The organism is Microbacterium thalli (assembly GCF_028737325.1).
Lineage (GTDB): Bacteria > Actinomycetota > Actinomycetes > Actinomycetales > Microbacteriaceae > Microbacterium > Microbacterium thalli.
Genome location: NZ_JAQZCH010000002.1, coordinates 1,062,971 through 1,086,911, shown reverse-complemented (window position 1 = coordinate 1,086,911; position 23,941 = coordinate 1,062,971). Strand labels below are relative to the sequence as shown.

Sequence of the window (23,941 nt, the reverse complement as noted above, 5' to 3'; positions counted from 1 at the left end):
GGCGGGCATTTCAGAACGCACGCAATGGCCCTCAGCGCAGTGGCGGTGGCAAGCGCTGTCGGTGCGGTCGCCGCATTCGTCTTCCAGATCGTCACGGCCCGTTCGCTCGGAACCGCAGACTTCGGCCTGCTCGCCGCGTTCTTCTCCATCGTCAACGTGGCTGCCATCGGCAGCTCGGCGATGCAGAACTCGGTTGCGGTCGAGACCGCCGCGGCTCCCCGGCCTGACGCGACGAGAACCCGCCGTCGGATTCCCACCGATGCGCTCGTGATAGGCGTCGGCGGCGGCCTCGTCGTCGCGGCGCTCGCGCCGTGGATCGCGGACGCTCTCGGCGCGAACCCGGGCATCGTGTTGATGGCAGCCGGGACGATCCCGCTGAGCTTCCTTTTCGCGTCTTTCGTGGGTCGCATTCAGGGGTCGGGCCGTGCGGACGTGGCGGTGGGCTGGTCGACGGCGTCGCTTCTTCTGCGGGTTCTGTTCGTCGCGCCGCTGATGGCGCTCGGAGTCGGGGTCGGTGGCGCCGCGGGTGCGGTGCTCGCCGCTACCTGCCTTGCGACGATCGGGGCCGCACTCGCCGCACGGAGCGTGCCCGGGCCCGCCCGGACGATCTTCACACTCGACGGCGCGACCATCGTCACGATCACTGTCGCCCTTGCGTGGCTCACCAGCGCGGATGTCTTCTTCTTGAGGATGCTGGCGCCCGCGGATATCGCCGGGTCGTACGCCTCGGTAGCCGTGCTCGTGAAAGCCGCCTTCATCCTCCCTTCGACCTTGTCGCTCTACCTCCTTCCGAGGTTCGCCCGCAATCGTGGCCGCTCGCGGCTGACATGGCTTGGCGTGGGTGTGTCCGTGCTCGCGTCCGCCGGCGTCGCTGTCCTGCTGCTGGGCGTCTTCGCTGTAGCGGGAGGGCCGATCATCAATCTCCTCTACGGCCCCGCCTACGCGAGAGCAGCGTCTCTCCTCGTTCCCGTCGTCGCGGCGTACGTGCCGTGGATCATCCTGCAGGGACTGCTCATCCAGCTCATCGCCGACGCCTCGCGTCTCGCTGCGATCAGTCTGAGCGTCGCGGTGATCGTCCAGGCTGTCCTGTTCGTCTGGTTCCTGCCGGATGTCGCCGCCGCGCTGATCGCATTCGGTGTGCTCGGATGCGTCCTGTGCGTCGTCCTCATCACCGTGGTCGTCGCCAAAATCAATCGGAGCGGAAGGAGCGTCATTGATGAACAGTCGTCGTGACGGCATCACTGGGTACATCGCGGGCGGACTGGGCAATCAGCTGTTCATCCTCGGGGCCGCCTGGGAACAGGCCGAACGGCTCAGGTGCCCGTTGTATCTGGATGCCTCGCATTTCCGAGTGGAGGGAACGCGCGGCTTCGAGATCGACGCGCTCGCGACGCCGGCGCGCATACTCGATCCCTCGGAGAGCTGGCGTTCGCTGCGGATCAACAGCGAGCGGGTGCTGCCGTTGCCCAACCGTCTCGGCCGCGTCTATCTCGAGCGTGACGCCGACCGCTTTACGGAAACCATCGATCAGGTTCGTTCTGGCACGACCTTGGTCGGCTACTTTCAGTCGCGCAAGTACTTCCCTACCATCGCACCGCGGCTCATCGACGCCATGCTCGAGATGCCGGAGACGGCGCAGGAGTCGCGTATTCTCGACCGTTTGCGCGCAGAACCTGCGATCACGCTCCACCTGCGGCGTGGTGACTACCTCGCGGTGCCCACCGAGCGTCAGTTCATCGCGTCCGTCGACTACGCCAAACGGGCACTCGCGCTGACGCGCAGCCTGGGTCTTGATCTGCCGGTCCGAGTCTTCTCGGACTCCGTCGACCTCGTTCGCGATGAGCTGGCGGGCGTGGAGGCTCCCATCCAGTTCATGGAGGACGACGGGTCTCTGAGTATCTGGAACACGCTCAAGGCCATGGCCGCGGGAACAGCGATGATCATGAGCAATTCGAGCTTCAGTTGGTGGGCGGCGACCCTCATGGCGCACCGCGCGCAGACGCGGCCGGTCGTCATCGGTCCGCGTCCGTGGACCTCGAGCGGAACGGCGAAAGCCGATCTGCTCGAGGCCGAATGGATCACCCTCGACGCGAGGTGAGGGGCGAAGCTCGCCCGCGGTGTCACATCAGCGCTGCGCGGTGCGCAGCCCTCAGACGGCGAGCACGCCGCGGAAGTAGTCGATCGTCCGCTCGAGACCCGCGGTGAGCGCGACCGACGGCTTCCAACCGAGCTCGCGCTGGGCGATGTCGATATTGGGCTGCCGTTGCTTCGGGTCGTCCTGCGGGAGCGGGCGGTGCTCGATCTCGGAGGTGCTTCCCGTGATGCGCAGCACCTCGTTGGCGAGCTCGAGCATCGTGAACTCGCCCGGGTTGCCGACGTTGATCGGCCCCGTGACCCCGTGGTCGGTGTTCATCAGGCGCACCATGCCGTCGACCAGATCATCGACGTAGCAGAACGATCGGGTCTGCGATCCATCACCGTAAATGGTGATGGGCTCGCCGCGGAGGGCCTGGACGATGAAGTTCGACACGACCCGGCCGTCGTTCGGGTGCATCCGAGGCCCGTACGTGTTGAAGATGCGGATGACCTTGATCGACAGGTCGTGTTGACGGCGGTAGTCGAAGAACAGGGTCTCGGCGGCGCGCTTGCCCTCGTCGTAGCAGGAACGGGGCCCGATGGGGTTGACGTTTCCCCAGTAGTCCTCGGTCTGCGGGTGGATCGCAGGGTCGCCGTAGACCTCCGACGTCGACGCCTGGAGGATCGGCACGCGCAGGCGCTTCGCGAGACCGAGCATGTTGATGGCGCCCATGACGCTCGTCTTCGTCGTCTGCACCGGGTCGTGCTGATAGTGCACCGGCGACGCGGGGCACGCGAGGTTGTAGATCTTGTCGACCTCGAGGTACAGCGGGAAGGTCACGTCGTGGCGGATGACCTCGAAACGCGGGTTGTCGAAGAGGTGCTCGACGTTGCGGCGCGATCCGGTGAAGAAGTTGTCGACGCAGATGACCTCATCGCCCTCGGCGAGAAGGCGCTCGGACAGGTGGGACCCGATGAACCCGGCTCCGCCGGTGATGAGAACTCTCGATGACACTTCGGAAGCCTATCAGCGCGGCATCCTGCGACTCAGCGGGTTGTCGAGACCATCCGTGCCTGGCCGAAGGTGCGACCGAGCTGACCTTCGAGGCGTCCGACGAACATCGGCCAGCCGTCGCCGATGGTGATGGGTGCGGGATTGCGCACTCCGTAGAGCAGCCCGGCGCCCGTGAAGGCGAACCGCCACCACAACGGGTAGCCGTGCACCCCGAGAATGCGGGCGGTGCCGCGGCCGTAGGCCCGGAGCTTGCGGCGTCGTTCGGCGGTGGTCAGTCCGAAGCCGGTCGAGATGCCGTCGACGTGGACGTCCGCAGGCAGCCAGCGGAAGTCGTGCGTCAGGCGCGGCTCATGCGCGAGCGCTCGCAGGAGGAGGTCGGTGCCCTCGGCGACCTGCCACGGGGTGGCGGCGCCCGGGCCGAGCCGCTCGTCGAAGCCGCCGACGGCGTCGAAGAGCGATCGGCGCATGAGGATGCCCATCTCGATGACGGCCCAGACGTTGAACCGGTCGAGGGGCGTCCCCGGCGCGGGCAGCGTGGTCTTCGGGCCCCGCTCGTCCCACGACGTGAAACCGCCGGCGAGGAAGTCGTCTCTGTCGACCGCGGCGTGCAGCGCGTCCACCGTCCCTGCCGGGTAGACCGTGTTGTCGTTGGGGAACGTCACGACCCGTTCGCCCGGGGGCAGTGCCGCCACGCCGGTGTTCCGGCCGAGTGAGGCGCCACGGGCGGAGGTGGCGGCGGTCACGGCCATCCCGCGGCCCGCGTATTCGGCGACGAGGGTGGCGACCTCGTCCTGTTCGCCCTGAGCAACGATGGCGACCGCGTCACCGTCGCTCAGTTGCGGCTCGAGGGAGTCGAGCAGGGTACGGAGCGGGCCGAGGCGGCCCAGGGTCGTCACGACGAAGCCGAGGTTCACGCTTCCGATTGTCTCCTGTCGGCGGGGTCGATACGCAATCCCACCGAGCTCAGCTCCGGTTCTCGTCCAGCAACGCGTTCCACGCGGTCGTCGTGGACGCCCAGGTGAATCGTTCTGCGTTGCGTCGGCTGCGTTCGCGCAGGTCGGTCCGACGGGCAGGGTCCCGAACGAGTTCCATCATGAGCGCGCCGAGGGCGGCAGGCTCGGCGGCGGGGAAGTAGAGGGCCGAGTCCTGCAGGATCTCGCGGTTGATGGGGATGTCGGAGGCGACGACGGGAGCTCCATAGCTCTGCGCTTCAAGAGGCGGCAGCCCGAACCCCTCGTGGAAGGACGGCCACACGAACCCGTCGGCGTCGGCGAAGACTCCCGCGAGTTCGGAGTCGGACACCGGGCCGCGCCAGCGGATGCGCTGCGGCGGGATGCCCTTCTCAGCCGCGTAGGGTTCGAGGTCAGGATCGAGCCTGCCGACGAACTCGACGACGATCGGTGCATCGTCATCGACGTGGCTGAGCGCGTCGATGACGGCGCGGGTGTTCTTCGCGGCGCCGTGGCGTCCGAAGGCGACGAAGCGGAGCTCGGCGTCGTCGGGCCTCGGGCGCGTCGCATCCGGCGATCCCAGACTGTCAGCTCCCTCGTAGACCACATCGATCGTCTCGGGCGGCACGCGGAACCGTCCGGCGATCTCGCGCTGCGACGCATGACTCACCGTCACGAGCCGCTGGCCTCGGCGCAGCATCCCGAAACGCACGGCGAGGTGCCATTGCGCCCGGAAGAGGAACGTGAAGTCCTGGGGGCGAATCGTCGGGGCGATGTCGTGGAGGACCGTGAACTGGTTCCGATACGCCACGGGGGCGATGTTCGCCAGGTTCAGCAGGACGGGGGAACCGTGCCGGCGAAGCCAGCGGGGGAGTTCGAGCTGTTCCCAGACGGGTCCTGCCGATCGGCCAACGGTCTCGATGCGGACGCCGTCGATGCCCGAGACATCGGCCGACGCGGGAACCAGCAGCACGACATCGTCGCGTGACTGCGCAAGATGCTCGGTGAGCTCCGTGGCGAAGCGGCGCACGCCGCCGAATGAGTCGATGAGGAAGCGGCCGTTAACGGCGATGGTCATCGTGCGGTCCTTTCGGATGAAGCCGCGCGAGCGGCGCTCACGGCGCCGGCTCGAGGGGAGTGTGGCGAAGATCGCGCAGAACGTTCAGGCACCGGCGGATGAGGAGAGCTGCGGCCGCTCCCTCGGTGACGGCGTAGCCCAGTGCCGCGCCGACCGGGCCCCAGGCGATGCCGAGCCCGATCATCAGCGGGATCCCGAGGGCGGTGGCGATCAACGTTGCGCGCATGACCGCGCCCGCCTGCCCGGCGGGGAAGAGCACCAGGCGAGCCACGGCCGTGCGGATCGAGAAGAAGAAGAACACAGCGCCCAGCACGACGAGAATCTCGAACGGTGCCGGTGCGTTGGGCAGGTACACGCTCGTCAGCCAGGGGCCGACCAATGCGAGGCCAGCCCATCCGGCGATACCTGTGGCGGTCGCCAAGCCGATCGCAATCGTCATCCGGCGGCCCCGATCGCTGCCATGCGCCTCGCCGACCCACGCCTGCAGAGCATTCGCCAGCGTCATCGGGATGAACTGTCCGAGCTTCATCATCTTGTCGCCCGTGGCGTAACCAGCCGCGGCGACGGGCGCCGCCGTGACGTTGACGATCGGGGCCGGGACGCTCGAGTAGCCGCTCAGCCCCGCATCGTTGAGAGCGACGGACAGGTTCGAGCGCAGGAGGCGCGGCAGATCTCGGGGTCGCGGCCAGGGACCGGGATGCCTGCGGAGCAGCCGAACCGTGAAGATGGAGGTGCCGACCAGCGTGACGAGGATGCCCGCGAGGGGATAGAGCACCACAGTGCCCGTCGAGAGCACGAGGCCGGCCGCCGCGAGGTTCGCGAGCAGGCGTGGTGCCGCGTCGTAGACGACGATGGTGCGAGGGTCCCCCACCCCGGCGCAGAACCAAGTGAAGGACAGGGCGATAAGCGCACCCTGCATCCCCATCAGGATCGTGAGCCATTCGGAGCCCGGCGTCGCGATCAGCCAGCAGATGACCGCCAGGGCGGGCAGAGCCAGGATCGAGATCGACAGGCGCACCGCGATCGACTCGCGATAGAGCTTGGCGCGCTCGTCGTCGCCCGCCGCGACCGAGATCAACGCGGGGCCGATCGTGGCCCACCCCCACCCGATAGCGATGGCGGCGAACGTGCCGATGGACTCGCCCGCGATCGCGCTCGCCCACCCGCCGGGCCCCGCGATCGTGGTGACGGCCGGAAGGGCGATGATCGGAGAGAGGGCGGCGATCGCCGGCACGAGAAGGAAGCCGAGCAGACGGCGCTTCATCGAGGGCGCAGCACTCACCGTGAGGTCCCCGCGAGAGTCGCCTCGAGGACGGCGGCCGTCGCGTCCGCCGCATCGTCCCACGTGAATCGTGCGGCCCATCCCTTCGCGGCCGCGCGTGCGGCGGCGTCCGCGGGCTCGTTGAGGGCCCTGGTGATCGCGGTGCCGAACTGCTCCGGACTCGTTGCGTCTGCATATCGGGCGGCATCGCCGCCGACCTCGCGCAGCACCGGTACGTCGTTGGCGAGGACAGGGACATCACGTCTCAACGCATCGATCACCGGCAACCCGAATCCTTCGACAAGGGAGGCGCAGACGTAGAGGTCGGCGACTTGGAACAGTGCTTCGAGCTGGTTGTCGCTTACCCACCCCGGCAGGAGGACGTCGCCGTCGAGCCCGAGTCGCGAGACGTCGTCCGTAAGCGGGTCGGGGAGCCGGCTTCCGGCGATCACGGTCAGCGGACGCGCCTGGGCGGGAAGCGTCGCAAGCGCCTCCAGCAGTCCGACGAAGTTCTTGTGCGGCATCCGATTGCCAACGCTCAGAATGACCGGTCGGTTCTTCGGGAGGTCGAGTGCGATCAAGGCGGCCCGCGGGTCGTCGACGGGGCGCGGATCGGTGCTGCCGTTATGGACCACGGCGATGCGCTCGGGGGCGACCCCGAGATGGCGTTCGATGCTCGCGGCTGCAGCATGAGACACCGTCAGCACGCGGTCGGCCGTCTGTGCGGATCGGCGCATGAGCGTCGACGTGACCGTGCGTTGCGCGCGCTGCACGAAAGTGCCCGGCACCTCGTCGTAGATGGCGTCGTGCACCGTGACCAGGCGCGGCGCCCCGCGGAAGATCGGGCCGAAGTTCGCCGGGGCCCACACGAGGTCGGCGCGCCCACGGCGTGCGACGACCGCAGTCGCCGCGACAGCCCCCAGTGCCCAGGTGCCGGGGTCGGGACCGACCCAGGTGAGGGACTGCACGTGCCCGGGGAAGAATCCGCGGACCTTGTCGGCTCCGACCCGTCCGGTCAGCGCGGCGAACCGAACGTGGGGGAGGCGCTCGGCCAGTCGAGGTGTGAGTTCACGCACGTACGTCTCGGTGCCGCCGCGCGACCCGGTGAACCCCAGCAGGTCGACGAGCACCCTCCGCGGCGGCATCAGCTCTCGATGACGGCTTCGGGGCGCTGTTCGCGCCGCGGGGTCGTCAGAACGCCCGAGAAAAAGCTCATCATCATGGTCTGGAAACCGAGGATGATCGTCAGCGCGCTCGGCACGGCGATCCGGACCGCCTGCGCGGCATCCTGCTGGCCGAAGTCGGCGCTGCCCCACACACTGACCTGCACGATTCCGATGACGATCCCGAGCAGGAACAGTGCGACGCCGGTGAGTAGGCCGCGTTCGGCCGACCATTTCGCGACGATTCGCCGGTACCGTTCGCTGGTCGGGAGGAAGCCCTCCTGTGTCGCATACAGCTTCGTCAGCCAGAAGAACAGCAGCGCCTGGAAACCCGTCACACACAGCGCGCTCGCATAGACCATCGTGGTGACGTCGAAGCCGATCCCTCCGATCTCCACGCCCCCGAAGGCGAGGACCGCGACGGCGATGGCGCCGAGGAAGAAAGCTACCAGGCCGGGGTACACGAAAAGCCAGCGCGGTGCAAAAAGGAGGAGAAACCGCAGGTGACGCCAGCCGTCGTGCCAGCTGCGCAGGTGCGGCGGACGAGATCGCCCGTCCTTCTTCAGAGTCGTCGGTACTTCTTCGATGCGGTACTTCGCGAGCGAGGACTTCACCACCATCTCGGACGCGAATTCCATGCCCGTCGTCTGCAGATCCAGCGCGCGCATCCGGTCGCGGTTGAAGCCGCGGAGACCGCAGTGGAAGTCGCGGACGTTGGGGCGGAAGAAGAGCTGACCGATGGTCGACAGCACCGGGTTGCCCAGGTATTTGTGCAGCGGAGGCATGGCTCCCGGCGCGATGCCTCCGGCGAAACGGTTGCCCATCACGAGGTCGGCCCCCGCTCTGAGCCGCTCGACGAACGGCTCAAGATTCTCGAAGTCGTAGCTGTCGTCGGCGTCGCCCATGATGATGTAGCGCCCGCGGGCGTTGTCGATGCCGTTGATGAGCGCTGCGCCGTAGCCGCGGCGACTGGCCGACGATACGCGGGCGCCGAGGCGGAGCGCGATCTCCTGCGAACCGTCCGTGCTGCCGTTGTCCGAGATGAGGACCTCGCCGGAGATGCCGGTTCGGGCGAGGAAGCCCTGGGCCTTGCGGATGCAGACCTCGAGCGTCTCGGCCTCGTTGAGGCACGGCATGAGGATCGTCAGTTCGACCTCGGTGGACGGGGATGCAGCAGTCACGGAGTGTCTTCTTTCGTGGTCCGGGCGATGCGCCCCGGGGGTTCGAGGGCTTCGAGGATTCCCTCGACGGTACGGCGGATTGTTCGGTTCTCGATGGCGGAGTCGTACCAAGCGCGCGCGTTGCGACGGAGCTCGTCGCCCCCGTCCGCGACGGCGCGGATGGCGGAGGACAGGTCTCCCGCCGACGCAGAGTCGGCGACCACGCCGTTGACCCCTGCTTCGACGAGCTCGGTAGCGGCATTGCCGGGGTCGGCGACGAGGACGACCGGTGTGCCGTGTGCGTTGGCCTCGACCACGACGAGGCCGTATCCCTCGCGGCGCGACGGATTGACGACGCACAGGGCGCCGTGCATCAGTTCGGCGAGACGTTCCTCGTCCACGAATCCCGGGAACGCAGTCCACTCGTCGCCATGGGACTCCGCAACGGCAGCACGGACCGCATCGCCGCTCGGGCCTCGCCCGAGCACGACCAGGCGCAGACCGGCGACGTGTTGACGCGCCGCGGCAACCGCAGCCGGGAGGGTCTCGACCCGCTTATCGGGGATGTGGCGCCCCACGTAGAGGACGTAAGGCGGCTGCGACGCCGAGGCGACCGGCCCCGCGTCCACCGTGGCGTCGATCAAGCCCGGGCTGACCACCGGCATCGAGCGCAACCCCTCGCTTCGCAGCCGGGTAGCGCTGAGCTGAGAGTGGCAAGTCGCCAGCGGGGTCATCGCGATCGCGGCGCGTTGGAGCACCCAGGCGATGGTGCCGGTGACGGTCCCCGAGTACTCGACCCATTGGTGCCGCGGCCAGACCTCGAGGTAGTCGACGACCACACGCGTGCCCGATCCGAGCAGGGCGAGGCGAGCCGCGAACACGTTGAAGATCGGTAGCCCGCTCACGATGACCGCGCTGTATCGCCGGCGCCGGCTCACGAGGGCTCGGAACAGGCCGGCGGCGAACCGGAGGGCTGCGGGTATGCGCCGCACGCCATCGCGCGAGTACAGGGACAGACGTCCGGTGACGGGAATCACGGCGAAGGACTCCGGCAGCTTCTCGTCGTCGTCCCACTGACGCGCCGTGAGGTAGTCCACGTCGTACCCGAGCTTCACGATCTCACGCGCGAACGCGGCATATTGACGTTCCCCGCCTCCGGTCGTGAAGGGGAAGAGGCAGTCGTAGGCGACCGCGAGAGGCCGGCGCGACGCCACGCTCAGCATCCTTCGATGCGGAACAGGCGTGCGTCAGGACCTTCCGAGTCCACGAGCACGAGATGGCGACCCGGGGTCAGGTCTTGGACGCCGTCGTACGTGACGGCCTGCTCCTGGTCCATGACGTCTTGGCGCCCGAAGTCCAGCACATAGTCGATTCCGAGGTCGTCGACGGTCGAGCAGACGTCCGGATCGCTATCGATGTTGCGCAGGTGGGAGTTGAGGTAGACGAGTTCGGGAGCGGGCGACCCGAAGATGTGGCGCTGGGTCACTTCGCGATCGGACAGAGCGAGCGCCAGCGACGCGCCGGTCCGCGGGCTCCCGATGATGAGCGCGTCCTCGTCGGTCTTTTCCGGGAGCCGGTCGAGCAGGGCTCGTTCGTCCGAGGTGAGAAGGCTTGCGTCGTCGGTGTACGCATATGCCTCTCGAACCTGCGAGAGCGAGATGCGGGTGTTCGGCCCGATGGCTACGGAGAAGACCGTCATCGTCGCGATGACGAGCGCCGCGATGCGTGTCCAACGCGGCGCGGAGAGCCGCGTTGAAAAGCGCCGTCCCGCGTCGTAGATCCCGAGGGCGCCGAGGACGGCGACCGGGATGGCGGCCATCGGGAGCAGAGCGGCAAGACGGTTCGAGTCGTTGTACCAGGGGTTGGTGAGGAACTCGCGCAGCGGGTGATCGATCCGCAGACCCGAGGCCACGACGAACAGCAGCACGGCCACGGCGAAGGGAGCGAGCAGGGGGAGCGCCCTCGGTCGTCGCACGGCCACGACTGCTCCCGCCACGAGAAGGACCGCGATCACAATGGTCGGTGTGTATCCCCGCGGCGAGGCCAGCGCAGCTTCCCCGAACGCTTGCGCGAGATTCTGCCAGGGCTTCCATCCGGAGTGCTCCGCCGATGTCCGGAAGACCGACCACGTCACGACGCAGACCAGCGCGAAGCCCGCCGCGCTCGCCGCGAGCGTCCACCAGTCGCGCCGTGTCCGTCGAGCGATTGCGCGAGCGAGAAGCGTGCTCAGCACTGTCGCCGCGGAGAAAGCGAGGAGGGCCAGGAAGGCGTTCGGATGTCCGAGGAAGACACCGCCCGCCAGGAGCGCCACGAGAAGCACGCCGCGGACGATCCCCGCGGGCCGGCTCTCGCCGAGCGCGAGGACGACGGCGGCAAGCCCAGCGGGCACCATGGCGTAACCGACGAGGTTGGGGTACAGCACTCCCCAGTTGAGGAAGAGCGCGGGGAACGCGCCGAAGCCCATCGACAGGGCCGCCGCGACGACGTAAGCGGCTCTGCGGCGGTGGAACATCGCGCCGACGAGGACCATGATCGAAGCCGGCCACAAGATGGCGACGAAGCCAAGGTTCGCAGCGTTGATCCCCGCGGGCACGGAGGCGCCTGTCAACTCCACGACGAGCGTGGTGATGGCATGCCATGCATTGGGGTAGCCGCCGATGTCCGAGGTGGCACCGATCTGGAACGGCGAGGCGTTGCCGTTCTTCACAGCGAGGGCGATCGCATTCAGGTGAACGATGTTGTCGAACCGCTGAGCGATGTTCTCAGGACCGCCGAAAGCTCGCGCGAACAGGATGCCGAGTCCGCCCGCCGCCGCGATCAGCGCGCCGACTGCAGCGAGCAACGTGCCTCGGGACGACGACGCGTCGTCGGTTCCGGCGAAGCGTCGCAGCACGAGGCCGATGCCCGCGACGATCGCCGTGACGATCGCGAGCGGGACCAGCCCCCAGCGCAGACCGACGAGCGGAGCGATCGTCGCGGCGACGGCGGCGATCGTGACGGAGACAGCCGGAGCGAGGAGCCAGCGAGAAGGGTTACGCGTGCTCCAGCCGGCGGCCATCACAATGCCGCCTGGGATGAGCAGGAGGAGCGTCGCGACGAGGATCGACGGAAATGTGCTGATCCAGCTGTCCATTCGATCCCGACTCCGTCACTGCGACAATTCGACATGTCATCGTAGCCGACGCCCTCATCGGGCTTTCCCACGGTTTCCTCAGGCCCGCGAAACGCGTCGCGTAGGATCGATGACGCCCCGTGCGGGGGCGCCCACTTCGCTTGTCCCGAAACGAAAGCCTTCGCCCATGGACCTCCTCATCGTCGGCTCCGGCTTCTTCGGCCTCACGATCGCCGAGCGTGCCGCGGCATCCGGTCGCAAGGTGACCGTCATCGACCGCCGTCATCACATCGGCGGCAACGCCTACACCGAGAACGAGCCGACCACCGGCATCGAGGTTCACAAGTACGGGGCCCACCTGTTCCACACCTCGAACGCGACCGTGTGGGAGTACGTCAACCGCTTCACGCAGTTCACGAGCTACGTCCACCGCGTCTACACGACGCACAAGGGCGTCGTGTACCCGCTTCCGATCAACCTCGGCACGATCAACCAGTTCTTCCAGGCCGCCTACACGCCCGGCGAGGCACGAGATCTCATCCACGAGCTCGCTGGCGAGTTCGACCCGAAGCAGGCGGGCAACCTCGAGGAGCGTGCCATCGGCCTGATCGGGCGTCCGCTATACGAGGCCTTCATCCGCGATTACACCGCGAAGCAGTGGCAGACGGACCCCAGGGAACTCCCGGCCGAGATCATCTCGCGGCTTCCGGTGCGCTACACCTACGACAACCGTTACTTCAACGACACGTGGGAGGGTCTCCCCGTCGATGGCTACACGGCCTGGCTCGAGCGTATGGCCGATCACCCGAACATCGACGTGAAGCTCGACACCGACTTCTTCGACGAGTCCCAGCCCCTCAACAAGAAGACGACCGTCGGTCAGCTGCCGATCGTCTACACCGGTCCCGTCGACCGCTACTTCGACTACACCGAGGGTGAGCTGTCGTGGCGCACGCTCGATTTCGAGCAGGACGTCCTCGACATCCCGGATTTCCAGGGAACGAGCGTCATGAACTACGCCGACGCCGATGCGCCGTACACCCGCATCCACGAGTTCAAGCACTTCCACCCGGAGCGTGCGGACCGCTATCCCACCGACAAGACCGTCATCGTACGGGAGTACTCGCGCTTCGCGACCCGCGCCGACGAGCCGTACTACCCCGTGAACACGGCCGACGATCGTGCCGGTCTGCTGGCGTACCGCGACCTCGCCAAGGGCGAGCAGGACGTGCACTTCGGCGGGCGACTGGGCACCTACCAGTACCTCGACATGCACATGGCCATCGGCTCTGCGCTGTCGATGTGGAACAACCAGCTCGCGTGATGAGGTCGCCGTGGGTTCGGTGACGACGCGCCTGCGTAGCAGCGGTCGCCCGGCGACGGATGCGGACCGCTGGGGGTATCGCGCCGACATCGACGGCCTCCGCGCCGTCGCCATCCTGCTCGTCGTGACTTACCACGTCTGGCTGGGGCGGGTTTCGGGTGGCGTCGACGTCTTCCTGATGCTGTCCGCCTTCTTCCTCACGCGCACGTTCCTGCACCGTATCCACACCGGTGCCTCACCGGCTATCGCGCGTCGGCTCGTCGGCACGTTCCGGCGCCTTCTCCCCGCCGCGGCGGTGACGCTCCTGCTGGTCCTCCTGCTGGCCCGCGTGTTCTACCCGGGCACGATGTGGCGGTCCATCTGGGAGCAGACCTGGGCGTCCTTGCTCTATGTCCAGAACTGGATTCTGGCCGCCGACGCGGTGGATTACTACAACCGCGGCGAAGCGCCCAGCCCGCTGCAGCATTTCTGGTCGCTTTCGGTGCAGGGGCAGGCCTTCGTGCTGTGGGCCGCGCTCTTCACCATCTGCCTTCTGATTGTCAGGCGATCCCGGCGGTCGCCGGACGCCGTCGTCGCGATGGTCTTCGGAACGGTCTTCGTCGTCTCGTTGGGGTACTCCATCATCCGGACGGATGCCGCCCAGCAGCTGGCGTACTTCGACACGGGCGCTCGGCTCTGGGAGTTCGCTGCGGGATCGCTGCTGGTCGTCGCGCTCCCTCACCTGCGGCTCGGGCCGATCCTGAGCGCGGTCCTCGGCTGGGCGGGCATCGCCGGGCTTCTCGCGTGCGGCGTCGTGCTCGACGTCGAGGGCGGATTCCCCGGGTACCTCGCGCTGTGGCCGGTGGCCTGCGCGGCGATGATCGTCCTCTCGGGAACCGGCGACAAGGGTTTCGGACCCGCCCGATTCCTCGCGTCGCGCCCGCTCCGGCTCGCCGGACGCGACGCCTACGGTCTCTACCTCGTGCACTGGCCGATCCTCGTCACGTGGCTCGTCGTTCGCGAGCGCACCGAAGTCGGCCTGATGGGCGGCCTCGTGATCGTCGTCGCCTCCGCGGTCTGCGCGCGACTGCTGACGTTCGCCGTGGACCACCCCGTGCGACAGTGGCGGCGGGCCGAACGAGGCGTTATGCCGTCGGTCGCCGTCGTCGCCATCGCGGCGCTTGTCGTCATCGTCCCGCTCGCGTCGTGGCAGGGCCTGACCGCGCACCGTGAGCAGACCGTCGCGGAGCAGCAGCGGATCGCGAACCCGGGGGCGCAGGTGCTCTTCGACGAGGATGTATCCGAGCCCGATCCGGCACTTCCCATGATCCCGCTCGCGACCGCCATCGAGGACGAGTGGCTGCAGCTCGAACTCGAGTGCAGCGGCCCGCGGGCCATCACCGACGACATCCTGCACGGCTCGTGCTCTGAGATGCCCGGCACCCAGCGCGCGACCGAGGTCATCGCCGTGATCGGGGATTCGCATGCGCAGCAGATGACGGCGGCCCTCGTGCCGATCGCGGAGCAGCGCGGCTGGGGGGTCATCACGCTCGTGCGCGGCGGCTGCGCCATGGGCCTCGACGATCCCGGTTTCGACCCCGACTTCTGCCCGCAGTGGCGGGAAGCGGCCATCCGCCACGTGGAAGCGATTCAACCGTCCGCGGTCATGACCATCGTCACCGCCGCGGACGCGGGCGACGAGGACGAGCGCCTCCGACCGGGCATCGAGCGGTTCATCGACCGTATGGACGCAGCGGACATCCCGATCATCGCCGTGCGCGACAATCCGCGATTCGGCTACGACATGTTCGGTTGCGTCATCGAGTCGGACGACCCCGACGGTTGCTCCATGCCGCGAGGCAGCTCGTTGGCGGACGCGAACCCGGCACGCATGTTGCAGCGCGAGAGCATCACTCATGTGGACCTGACGGAGTGGATCTGCCCGGATGACGTCTGCCCCGCCGTCGTCGGTAACGTCGCCGTCTATCGCGACGACAACCACCTTTCCAGCTCCTACGCGCGCACGCTCGCGCCGGTGCTGGAACGTCAGCTCGCGCGTCTGCCGTGACGTCCGGGACAGAGTCCGACTCTCACGGGACCGTAGGATCGAACGCGTGAGTCCCGCCGTCGTCGGCGCCCCCGGATCGCCGCGGCGCTACCTCCACTCGCTGTGGCTGCTATCGGCGCGCGACCTGAGGGTGCGCTACTCCACGAGCGCTCTCGGCTACCTGTGGTCGGTCCTCGACCCGCTCGTCATGAGCGGCATCTACTGGTTCGTGTTCACCCAGGTGTTCCACCGTGATGTCGGCGAGAACCCGTACATCGTCTTCCTCATCACCGCGCTGCTGCCCTGGGTGTGGTTCAACTCGGCCGTGACGGATTTCACGCGCGCGTTCAATAAGGACGCGCGACTCGTCCGCTCGACGTCCATCCCGCGCTCGATCTGGGTGGGCCGCATCGTCCTGAGCAAGGGGATCGAGTTCCTCTTCTCGCTCCCGGTGCTCGCGGCGTTCGCGATCTTCGGTGGAGCGACGGTGAATTGGGCGCTGTTGTTCTTCCCCGTCGCGGTGCTTCTGCAGATCATCCTGCTGTTGGGACTCGGGCTCATCGTCGCTCCTCTCTGCGTCCTGTGGGGCGACCTCGAACGCACGACCCGGCTGATACTCCGTGCCCTCTTCTACGCGTCGCCCATCATCTACGGCGTCGCCGATCTCCCGGGCGCGTTCAAGGAAATCGGCGCTTTCAATCCGCTGGCGGGCGTCTTCACGCTCTACCGCGTCGGGTTCTTCCCCGACCAGTGGGACACGCTGTCGGTGATCGTCGGAGCCGTCACCAGCATCCTGATCTTCGGGGTCGGCCTGCTCGTCTTCTCACGCCTCGAGCGTCCGGTGCTGAAGGAGTTGTGATGAACGGACTTGCGATCGAGGTGCGCGACCTGGGCGTCCGCTTTCGCCGCAACAGGCGTGGCCGACGCAGCCTTAAGGATCTGTTCGGCGGCGCTTCCCGCCGTAGCAGACCGGGCGAATTCTGGGCGCTTCGCAACGTCTCGTTCTCCGTTGAGCCGGGCGAGTCGATCGGCGTCGTCGGGCGCAACGGGCAGGGCAAGTCCACGCTCCTCAAGCTCGTCGCCGGCGTCCTGCTGCCGGACGAAGGTCGTGTCGTGGTGCACGGCGGGGTGGCGCCGCTGATCGAGATCACGGGCGGCTTCGTGGGCGACCTGACGGTGCGGGAGAACGTACGTTTGACGGCGGGTCTGCACGGGATGTCGAAGGCCGAGGTCAACCGGCGCTTCGACGACATCATCGATTTCGCCGAGATCGCGGACTTCGTCGACACCCCCTACAAGCACCTTTCGAACGGCATGAAAGTGCGACTGGCGTTCTCTGTGGTGTCGCAGCTCGACGAGCCGATCCTTCTCGTCGACGAAGTGCTCGCCGTCGGCGACCGCGCATTCCGCGCGAAGTGCTACAAGCGCATCGACGAACTGCTCGCCGAGGGCCGGACGCTGTTCTTCGTGAGCCACAACGAGAAGGACCTGCGCCGTTTCTGCACGCGGGGCCTGTACCTCGACAAGGGTGGGCTCGTCCTTGATGGAGCGATCGGTGACGTACTCGACCGCTACAACGAGGACCACAACGGCGGCGCCTGAAGGTCAGCGCTTCGCGGGATCGAAGATGCGCTCCCACGACTCCGGGGAGGTCAGCTGCCCCATAGCGCGACGATAGCCCCGCGACAGCTTGGGCCAATCGCGCTTGAGTCGCGCGTGAAGACGCACGCTCTCGAGCAGCATCCGGCGGTACGCAGCCCGATCACGGGTGTAGATGTTCTTGCCCGAACCGTCGGCGGCGCTCACCAGAGCGCTGTCGTAGCGCGGGACGCGCCACCAGTTGGCGTCGCCCTTGCCGAACTCGACCTCGGGCTGCGCGACGTTCTCGGGCTTCGGGGCGTGAAGCCAGTGCGACACGAGCGTCGACAGCGTGAACCAGCGGAGCGCGAGGCCGGTCGGGCTGTCGAAGGTGTGACGCGCGAGACGCTTGAAGACCTGCCGGCCCTTGCGTGAGCGTAGCGGGACGCCGGTGTCGCGGTGCACGATGGTCTCGGGGAACTCCTTCTGCAGGGCGCGCGCGGCCGGCATGGCCGTCGCGATGCCCGCTGCCATGTGCGCGGGCCCGGAGAGGACGTCGCGCAGGGCGCGATGGCGCAGTTCCACGGGGTAGTACTGCATCATCATGAGGTGCTTGAGGTCGAGCCGTCGGCTGTGGCGCAGCAGGGTGCCAGCCCGCGGGCTGTTCGAGTGCAGCAGCGCGGCGACGATGCGATTGCGTGCGTGGAAGTAGGCCTGCCAGTCGATGGAGTCGTCCTTGCCGACCCACGACACGTGCCACAGCGCGACCCCGGGCATCGAGACGGTCGGGAACCCCGCGTCGCGGGCTCGCAAGCAGTATTCGGCGTCGTCCCACTTGATGAAGGCGGGCAAGGAGAGGCCCACCTGACGGATGACCTCCACGGGGATGAGGCACATCCACCACCCGTTGTAGTCGGCGTCGAGCCGCATGTGCAGCTCGGGGGACTGCCGGAGGTTCGCGACTGAGAAGTCGTGCGGCATCTTCTCCTGTTGCAACGTGCGCCACATGAACGGCTCGTCGTCGACGACCTCGGCCCAGGCATGCAGCTTCGGGCGATCGAGCAGGTCGAACATGTGGGCGCCGACGATCGTCGGTGTCGTCGCGTACCGACCGAAGACGATCGACCGGCGCAGCGACTCGGGCTCGATGCGCACGTCGTCGTCGAGGAGCTGTACGAAGTCGCTCTCGGGACGCTGCAGGGTCTCGTGCATGGCGCGCGCGAAGCCGCCCGACCCGCCGAGGTTGGGCTGCGTCACGATCCGGAGCGTCTCGCCCAGGCTTTCGGCGACCTCGGCGAAGTCGTGCTGTGCGTCGACGCGATCGGTGCCCTGGTCGATCAGGAAGATGCGATCGACCAGCTCGAGCACGTCGGGCGCTGCGTCGAGGGCACGCAGAGTCGCGACGCAATAGTCGGGCTTGTTGTAGGTCGTGATGCCGAGCGACGCCTTGCCTGATCGGGCCGGCTCCTGCTCCGTCGTCCATTCCGCCCCCAGGAACCGGGCGTCTTCGCGGTCCGCGGCGATGTCGAACCAGATCCATCCGCCGTCGCTGTACTGGTTGAGGGCGAGTTCGAACGTGCTCGTCGCCTCACCGGTGACCTCGCGGGTCTCCAGCCGCTGGCGGGTCCCGCCGCCGTTCGATCGGTAAACGAGGACCGTGGCCGGGCCATCGGTGCGCACCGTGAGGGTCACCTGTCGCACGGGCGTCCAATGCTGCCAGTACGACGCCGGGAAGGCGTTGAAGTAGGTGCCGAAGGACACCCGACGACCACCGACGATCCGGGCTTCCGACCGGCCGAGGATGTTCGACAGCTGAGCGCGCGACGAGACGCGCACGGGCTCTTCGTCGATCTCGGTCCACGTCTCGGGGTCGACGTAGAGCGGAAGGAGGTCGGGGTCGTGCTCGAGGGGGAGGACGGCGCGCTGCAGAAGATGAGGCATGGTCTGTCTTTCGTCGATTACGCGGCCGGCTGGTCGATCAGCGGCTGCATCGGCTGCCACGACCGGTCACGGGCGATGCGACGCCCGTCGCGCAGGCCGCGGAAGAGGTGCGAGGTCCCGCGGACGGTGCGCTCGACGGCGAGGAGGCGGATGAGCTCCTTGCCGAAGGTCAGCGTCGTGCCCAGACCGAACAGCACCGGGTTGTAGGAATCCTTCGCCCGGTAGTACTGCTTGATGTGCGCGCGGTTTCGCATGATGTAGTACCGGTAGGCATCGCTCGATGCGTTCATGTGGCGGATGCCCATGTCCCACTGCCGGATCTCGCGCGTGCGCCGCAGCACGAACTCGTCGACGATCACCGACGTGGTGATGCGCGAGGCGAGCCAGCCGTACAGCTGATCGTCCCAGTAGATGAAGAAGCGCGGGTCGGGCAGACCGATGCGGGCGACGATGTCGCGATGGATGAACATGCCCTCGAAGCACCCGGAGTTCATCTCCTTGTACCCCGAGGCGTCGAAACCGGCGGGGGCGAACGGGATGGGGATGCCCATGCGCTCGGCGATGCGGTACTGCCAGTAGAACTCGCTGCCGTCGTAGTCGTACCGGCGGCCCTGGATGCTGCGGAAGCGTGGCGCCCAGCGCCCCATCTTGGCGAGTCCGTCGGGGATGACCTCGACGTCGTCGTCCATGAGCCAGATCCACTCGGAGCCCAGTTCGTAGGCGACGCGGACGCCTTCGCTGAATCCGCCGGACCCGCCCGTGTTGGTCTCGAGGCGCCGGTACACGAGCTCGGTTCCCAGGCGCTCGCGGAAGGACTCGACGACTTCGGTGGTGTCGTCGATCGAGGCGTTGTCGATGACGATGACGCGCCCGGGCCGGGGCTCCATGCCGATGACGCTCTCGAGCAGCCGCGACAGGAGCGCGGAGCGGTTGTAGGTGACGACGACGATGGCTGCCGAAGTCGGGTCGAAAACCTGCGCGCTCACCGGCCCGATCCTACCGTGCGATGCGGTGAGTTCCCGTCGCGGTGTCGTCCGGGCCGCCCGCCGCGGCGCCCGGCGAGCGCGGCACGTCGCCGATGCGCTCGCGCCACGACTTCGATTGACCGGCGCGCAGGGCGCAGAGCACGAGCATGAGCCAGCCGTAGCCGTGCAGCGTGAAGCTCTCGAAGAGCGAGTCCACGAGCAGCGTCACCAGGATCAACGGCGTCCAGGCGTAGAGGATGGAGCGGCGCTCGCTGGCGACCAGCCACGCCCGGCCGAGCGCGAGACCGGCGAAGACGATGAAGATCAGCAGGCCGACCCATCCGAGCTGCAGGACGACGTCGACGTAGGCGCTGAGCGCCGACGTGTGCCGATCGTTGAGGGCGTAGTTGACGGCGTTGAACGGGAAGTCGACGCGGGACCAGGGACCGAACCAGCCCCAGCCGCGCACGGGTTCGAACCGGACGAAGGATGCCACCTGCGCCCACAGCTCGGCGCGGATCGAGAAGTCGGTGCCCGCCCCGATCCACGCGATGATGCGTTCGCGCAGCAGATAGCCGGCCATCGCGCCGACGACGACGGTCGCGCCGAGCGCGAGCTGCACCGAGCGGCGGACGCGGCGCGGTGCGCGTCGGACGGCGCCGAGCGCGGCGGTCGCGACGGCGGTCGCCACGGCGAGCACGAGGACGGTGGGGGAGTCCGAGAAAGCCGCGAGGAGCGCCGCGAGTCCGGCCGAGTACAACGACAGTCCCGGGCGCACCGACACGGTGCGCCACTCGACGTAGAAGGTGATGAGCGCGAGGACGGCGATGAATCCGAGCGCGTTGCGGGTGCCGAAGATGCCCTGCACGGGTCCGAAGAAGGCGATGTTGCCCTGGATGCCGAGGAAGGTGAAGGGGATGTCGAAGAAGATCCCCGACAGCAACTCGAGGCCGAGCGAGAGGGTCAGCAGCATCCGGAACACGTCGGCGAGCGCGCGCACGGTCTGCAGGGTGTCGCGGGTGTTGCCGATCACGACGGCGAGGAAGGCGATCGCGGCGAGCTCGATCCAGCCGCCGAGGGTGCCGCGTGTGTCGGTGCTCCAGGTGACACTGGCGAGCGCCCAGCCGAGGAAGAGCAGCAGCGTCGTGGGCGCGACCCGCACGAGCGTGAGCTCGCGGCGGCGCACGACGAGCACCGCCGCCCCGATGAGGCAGAGCCCGGTGACGACGGCGAGGTAGGTGACCCGGCCGGCGGTGCGCTCGATGAGGTGCTCCGCGAAGACGGCGGCCAGAGCGGCGTGGGCGAACGACTGCGCGAAGGCCGCGGAGTCGAGCGTCCGCACGAGCCACGAGCCCGAGAGCGCCGGCGGTGTGCTCACGACCGGGTCTCGCCGGCCGCGACGGAGTCGAGCGACACGGCGCCTTCGAGCGGCCAGGCCGCCGCGAGCGTCGAGCGTCGCCGCGGCGGGGTGCCGCGCACCGATGCCGGGGCCTGCTTGATCGCGAAGGCCAGCATGACGAGCAGGAACCAGCCCCAGTTCAGCAGCGGCGAGGACTCGGTGATGCTCTGGACGAGCAGGATCGTGGCGACGAGGGCGGGGATCAGCAGCAGGCGCGAGCGGGGCTCCGGGCTGTCGCCGGGCTTCGGCACACGCCCGAGAGCGAGGAACCACGCGCGCCAGGTGAACACCCCGAGGGCGACGGCGAAGAAGAGCAGGCCGACCACGCCGAGCTGCATCGCGACGTCGTACCACGTGCTGTGGGCCTGCATGACGGTCACTCCACGATCGATGATCCACCCGTCGAAGAACGGATCGGTGGGCACCCACGGTACCGAGTAGCCCCAGCCGATGAGGGGGCTCTCGGCGAATCGGGCGCCGACGGTGGCCCAGATCTCCTTCCGACCGCTCAGATCGGACGAGCGGCCGAGGAGTTCGAAGAGGTCGTCGCGGAGCACCCATAGGGTCGCGATGATCGCGGCTCCCGAGAAGGTGAAGACGACGTAGAGGATGCGTCGCGTCCGCGCGGTGCGCGCCCGGCGCATGAGCAGCACGACGACGATGACGATCACGATCGCGAGCGCGCACATCGCGGCGGTGGCCGACGAGCCGCGCCAGAAGCAGAACGCCGCGACGGCGGTCCAGCCCAGCAGGGGTCCGCGCCGGGCGGCGCGGGTGTTGAGTTGCAGACCGAACACCACGATGCCGAGCAGGGCGATGTAGGCGAGCGAGTTCGCGTTCCCAAAGATGCCCTGGATGCGGTCGTCGGTGAACAGCTTGTCGCGCGACCAGAACATGATCGGGTCGCCGTCGAAGTCGGGCCCCGGCCGCACGAAGTGCGGGAGGATCGGGCCGCTCCAGACGAGCGACACCCACAGCTCGAAGGCGACCGACAGCCCCAGCATCCATTTCACCGCGGTGGCGATCGCCTCGATGATCTGGCGTCCCGTCAGCACCGATGCCACGAACAGCGCCTGAGCCGTCGTCGCCAGCAACAGGGCGAGGGTCGTGAGGGTCGCCGCCGGCCATTCGGTCCAGAGCAGCGACGCGACGGCCCAGGCGACGTACGCGAGGGCGAACCACGGCAGTCGACGCCAGGGGCGGCGGGGATGCAGCACAGCCCACATGCCCGCCGATACGAGCGTCGTCGCAGCGACGACGAGAGCGGAGCCCGTGACGCCGACAGCCATGAGCCACGCGGTGCCGGCCATGGAGGCGGCGATGAGGAAGGCGCACCATGCCCGTACGACGCGCACGGGGATGCGGCGTCGCGGTGCGGGAGGGAACACGTCGGCCCCGGCCCGCGAATGCGTGTGAGAGGCCATGATGCTTTCAGGGTAGCCGTGCGGTCGCCGCAAGCCCGCTGGGTGCGGTCTCAGGAGGAACGCTCGGGGAAGCCGTCGCCCTGCTCCATGTCGAGACGCTGCTCGGCGGGGCCGCGTCCGACGAGCGGGGCCTGCTTGATCTTGAAGGCGAACAGGACGATGAGGAACCAGCCCCAGTTCAGCAGGGGCGCAGACTCGGCGATTCCCTGCACGAGCAGGACCGTCGCGACCAGCGACGGCACGAGGGTGAGCGCGGAGTACGGGCGGTCGGCGACGAGGTCCCACCGCGGCCGGTCGACCGCGAAGAACCACGAGCGCCAGATGTAGGCCAGCACGGTCAGCGCGACGAGCGCGACACCGACGGAACCGAGTTGCAGCGCGACATCGAGCCACATGTTGTGGGCCTGCATGACGCTGACCCCGTGATCGACGATCCAGCCGTCGAACGCCGGATCCGAGGGCACCCAGGGTGTGGAGTAACCCCAGCCGATGATCGGGCGCTCGGCGATGCGCTCGCCGACGGCATCCCAGATCCGCTGACGACCGGTGAGGTCGGACGTGCGTCCGAGCATCTCGAAGACGGTGTCGCGCCCGAGCCACAGCACCGCGCCGCCGAGCCCCGCGACCGCGGCGTACATGACGTAGAAGCGGGTGCGCTCGCCCGGCCGCCGCGCCGTGCGCATGAGCAGGATCGTGACGAGGACGACGCCGACGGCGACGGCGCAGACGAGGGCGGTCGCGGATGCCGCACGCCAGAACAGGAAAACCGCCAGCGCGGTCCACAGCGTCAGCAGGAACTTCCGTGGCGCCCCGGAGGCGAGGCGCACGAGGAAGACGATGATCGCGAGGAGCGCGACGTAGGCGAGCGGGTTCGCGTTGCCGAAGATCCCCTGCAGCCGCCCACCGGTGAAGAGGTTGTCGCGCGACCACAGGGTGATGGGGTGCCCGTCGTAAGACGGGTCGGGGCGGACGAAGCCGGGCAGCATGTCGCCGCGCCAGATGAGCGAGACGAAGAGCTCGAACAGGATCGACAGGCCCAGCATCCACTTCAACGCCGCTGCCAGGACGCGAAGGATCTCGCGCCAGGTGAGCACAGCTCCGATGAACATCGCCTGCACGGTCGTCGACACCAGCAGCAGAAGGGTCAGCTCCGTCGCTCCGAGCCATTGCGACCAGAGCATCGACGCGATCGCCCAGACGACGTAGGCGAGGGCGAACCAGGGGAGGCGCCGCCACTGCACGCGCGGGCGCAGCACGACCCACAGGATCGTCGAGACGACTCCCGTGCCGACGACGACGGCCGCCGAGCCGACGGGGCCGACGGCCATGAGCCAGCTCGTCCCGGCGATGGACGCCGCGACGACGAACACGCACCAGGCCCGCAGCAGGAGGTGGCCGGTGGACTCCCGCACGGGGGCCGAGGGCGGCGCCGAGACGGGGTGACGGGAGTGGACGGCCATGGTGCAGAC

The 23,941-nt window shown here is 68.1% G+C and carries 19 protein-coding genes; 6 read left to right on the top strand and 13 right to left on the bottom strand.

All coding sequences use genetic code 11. From position 1 onward, the window contains the following. The first annotated feature begins 24 nt into the window (after positions 1-24). On the top strand, positions 25-1,233 hold the full coding sequence (locus PUW82_RS13300) for a lipopolysaccharide biosynthesis protein (RefSeq protein ID WP_274222752.1): 1,209 nt from the start codon (positions 25-27) through the stop codon (positions 1,231-1,233). Next, positions 1,217-2,098: an alpha-1,2-fucosyltransferase gene (locus PUW82_RS13295; RefSeq protein WP_274222751.1), complete on the top strand. Its 882-nt coding sequence runs from the start codon at positions 1,217-1,219 to the stop codon at positions 2,096-2,098. Before PUW82_RS13300 ends, PUW82_RS13295 begins: the two co-directional genes overlap by 17 nt. Before the next feature lie 51 nt (positions 2,099-2,149). Here the strand turns inward: PUW82_RS13295 and PUW82_RS13290 are convergent, their stop codons facing one another. From PUW82_RS13290 to PUW82_RS13255, 8 genes are read right to left on the bottom strand one after another with little or no spacing between them, the layout of a single operon-like run. After that, on the bottom strand, positions 2,150-3,091 hold the full coding sequence (locus tag PUW82_RS13290; RefSeq protein WP_274222750.1) for a UDP-glucuronic acid decarboxylase family protein: 942 nt from the start codon (positions 3,089-3,091) through the stop codon (positions 2,150-2,152). Between the two features lie 32 nt (positions 3,092-3,123). Beyond that, on the bottom strand, positions 3,124-4,005 hold the full coding sequence (locus PUW82_RS13285) for a glycosyltransferase family 2 protein (RefSeq protein WP_274222749.1): 882 nt from the start codon (positions 4,003-4,005) through the stop codon (positions 3,124-3,126). A 49-nt stretch (positions 4,006-4,054) separates the two neighbouring features. Beyond that, the gene (locus tag PUW82_RS13280; protein ID WP_274222748.1) at positions 4,055-5,119 is read right to left on the bottom strand and encodes a glycosyltransferase family 4 protein; all 1,065 of its coding nucleotides are present in this window, start codon (positions 5,117-5,119) and stop codon (positions 4,055-4,057) included. Positions 5,120-5,156: 37 nt separating this feature from the next. Further along, on the bottom strand, positions 5,157-6,401 hold the full coding sequence (locus PUW82_RS13275) for a lipopolysaccharide biosynthesis protein (protein ID WP_274222747.1): 1,245 nt from the start codon (positions 6,399-6,401) through the stop codon (positions 5,157-5,159). Continuing rightward, a complete protein-coding gene (locus PUW82_RS13270; RefSeq protein ID WP_274222746.1) occupies positions 6,398-7,525 on the bottom strand; it encodes a glycosyltransferase family 4 protein in 1,128 nt (375 codons plus the stop codon). The genes PUW82_RS13275 and PUW82_RS13270 overlap by 4 nt, the downstream gene beginning before the upstream one ends. Then, positions 7,525-8,724 (bottom strand): glycosyltransferase family 2 protein, encoded by a 1,200-nt coding sequence (locus PUW82_RS13265; protein WP_274222745.1) that lies wholly within the window; start codon positions 8,722-8,724, stop codon positions 7,525-7,527. Before PUW82_RS13265 ends, PUW82_RS13270 begins: the two co-directional genes overlap by 1 nt. Beyond that, positions 8,721-9,917: a glycosyltransferase family 4 protein gene (locus PUW82_RS13260; RefSeq protein WP_274222744.1), complete on the bottom strand. Its 1,197-nt coding sequence runs from the start codon at positions 9,915-9,917 to the stop codon at positions 8,721-8,723. Before PUW82_RS13260 ends, PUW82_RS13265 begins: the two co-directional genes overlap by 4 nt. Before the next feature lie 2 nt (positions 9,918-9,919). Continuing rightward, positions 9,920-11,836 carry a DUF6541 family protein gene (locus tag PUW82_RS13255; RefSeq protein WP_274222743.1) on the bottom strand — a complete coding sequence of 639 codons (1,917 nt, stop codon included), beginning with the start codon at positions 11,834-11,836 and terminating at the stop codon, positions 9,920-9,922. A gap of 166 nt (positions 11,837-12,002) precedes the next feature. On the opposite strand from PUW82_RS13255, the gene glf reads away from it, so the two are divergent. The 4 genes from glf to PUW82_RS13235 are packed head-to-tail and all read left to right on the top strand — an operon-like array spanning position 12,003 to position 16,767. Next, positions 12,003-13,139 (top strand): UDP-galactopyranose mutase, encoded by a 1,137-nt coding sequence (gene glf / locus PUW82_RS13250; RefSeq protein ID WP_274222742.1) that lies wholly within the window; start codon positions 12,003-12,005, stop codon positions 13,137-13,139. Between the two features lie 10 nt (positions 13,140-13,149). Then, positions 13,150-15,186, top strand: a complete 2,037-nt coding sequence (locus PUW82_RS13245) for an acyltransferase family protein (protein WP_274222741.1) — start codon at positions 13,150-13,152, stop codon at positions 15,184-15,186. 46 nt (positions 15,187-15,232) lie between these two features. After that, positions 15,233-16,024, top strand: coding sequence for an ABC transporter permease (locus tag PUW82_RS13240; protein ID WP_274222740.1), 792 nt, complete (start codon positions 15,233-15,235; stop codon positions 16,022-16,024). Next, positions 16,024-16,767, top strand: coding sequence for an ABC transporter ATP-binding protein (locus PUW82_RS13235; protein WP_274222739.1), 744 nt, complete (start codon positions 16,024-16,026; stop codon positions 16,765-16,767). Before PUW82_RS13240 ends, PUW82_RS13235 begins: the two co-directional genes overlap by 1 nt. A gap of 3 nt (positions 16,768-16,770) precedes the next feature. Here the strand turns inward: PUW82_RS13235 and PUW82_RS13230 are convergent, their stop codons facing one another. From PUW82_RS13230 to PUW82_RS13210, 5 genes are read right to left on the bottom strand one after another with little or no spacing between them, the layout of a single operon-like run. After that, entirely contained in the window at positions 16,771-18,684 is a 1,914-nt protein-coding gene (locus PUW82_RS13230; protein ID WP_274222738.1) for a glycosyltransferase, read from the bottom strand. A 17-nt stretch (positions 18,685-18,701) separates the two neighbouring features. Continuing rightward, complete coding sequence (locus PUW82_RS13225; protein ID WP_274222737.1) at positions 18,702-19,670, bottom strand: glycosyltransferase; 969 nt, start codon at positions 19,668-19,670, stop codon at positions 18,702-18,704. A gap of 10 nt (positions 19,671-19,680) precedes the next feature. Next, complete coding sequence (locus PUW82_RS13220; protein WP_274222736.1) at positions 19,681-21,027, bottom strand: O-antigen ligase family protein; 1,347 nt, start codon at positions 21,025-21,027, stop codon at positions 19,681-19,683. Then, the gene (locus tag PUW82_RS13215) at positions 21,024-22,472 is read right to left on the bottom strand and encodes an O-antigen ligase family protein (RefSeq protein WP_274222735.1); all 1,449 of its coding nucleotides are present in this window, start codon (positions 22,470-22,472) and stop codon (positions 21,024-21,026) included. Before PUW82_RS13215 ends, PUW82_RS13220 begins: the two co-directional genes overlap by 4 nt. A 50-nt stretch (positions 22,473-22,522) precedes the next feature. Beyond that, positions 22,523-23,932, bottom strand: a complete 1,410-nt coding sequence (locus PUW82_RS13210; protein WP_274222734.1) for an O-antigen ligase family protein — start codon at positions 23,930-23,932, stop codon at positions 22,523-22,525. Positions 23,933-23,941 lie beyond the last annotated feature (9 nt).

Bases quoted from the DNA above. Each gene is read 5' to 3' on its own strand.
- PUW82_RS13300 (WP_274222752.1), top strand. From the start codon at position 25: ATGGCCCTCAGCGCAGTGGCGGTGGCAAGCGCTGTCGGTGCGGTCGCC.
- PUW82_RS13295 (WP_274222751.1), top strand. From the start codon at position 1,217: ATGAACAGTCGTCGTGACGGCATCACTGGGTACATCGCGGGCGGACTG.
- PUW82_RS13280 (WP_274222748.1), bottom strand. From the start codon at position 5,119: ATGACCATCGCCGTTAACGGCCGCTTCCTCATCGACTCATTCGGCGGC.
- PUW82_RS13270 (WP_274222746.1), bottom strand. From the start codon at position 7,525: ATGCCGCCGCGGAGGGTGCTCGTCGACCTGCTGGGGTTCACCGGGTCG.
- PUW82_RS13255 (WP_274222743.1), bottom strand. From the start codon at position 11,836: ATGGACAGCTGGATCAGCACATTTCCGTCGATCCTCGTCGCGACGCTC.
- glf (WP_274222742.1), top strand. From the start codon at position 12,003: ATGGACCTCCTCATCGTCGGCTCCGGCTTCTTCGGCCTCACGATCGCC.
- PUW82_RS13235 (WP_274222739.1), top strand. From the start codon at position 16,024: ATGAACGGACTTGCGATCGAGGTGCGCGACCTGGGCGTCCGCTTTCGC.
- PUW82_RS13230 (WP_274222738.1), bottom strand. From the start codon at position 18,684: ATGCCTCATCTTCTGCAGCGCGCCGTCCTCCCCCTCGAGCACGACCCC.
- PUW82_RS13215 (WP_274222735.1), bottom strand. From the start codon at position 22,472: ATGGCCTCTCACACGCATTCGCGGGCCGGGGCCGACGTGTTCCCTCCC.
- PUW82_RS13210 (WP_274222734.1), bottom strand. From the start codon at position 23,932: ATGGCCGTCCACTCCCGTCACCCCGTCTCGGCGCCGCCCTCGGCCCCC.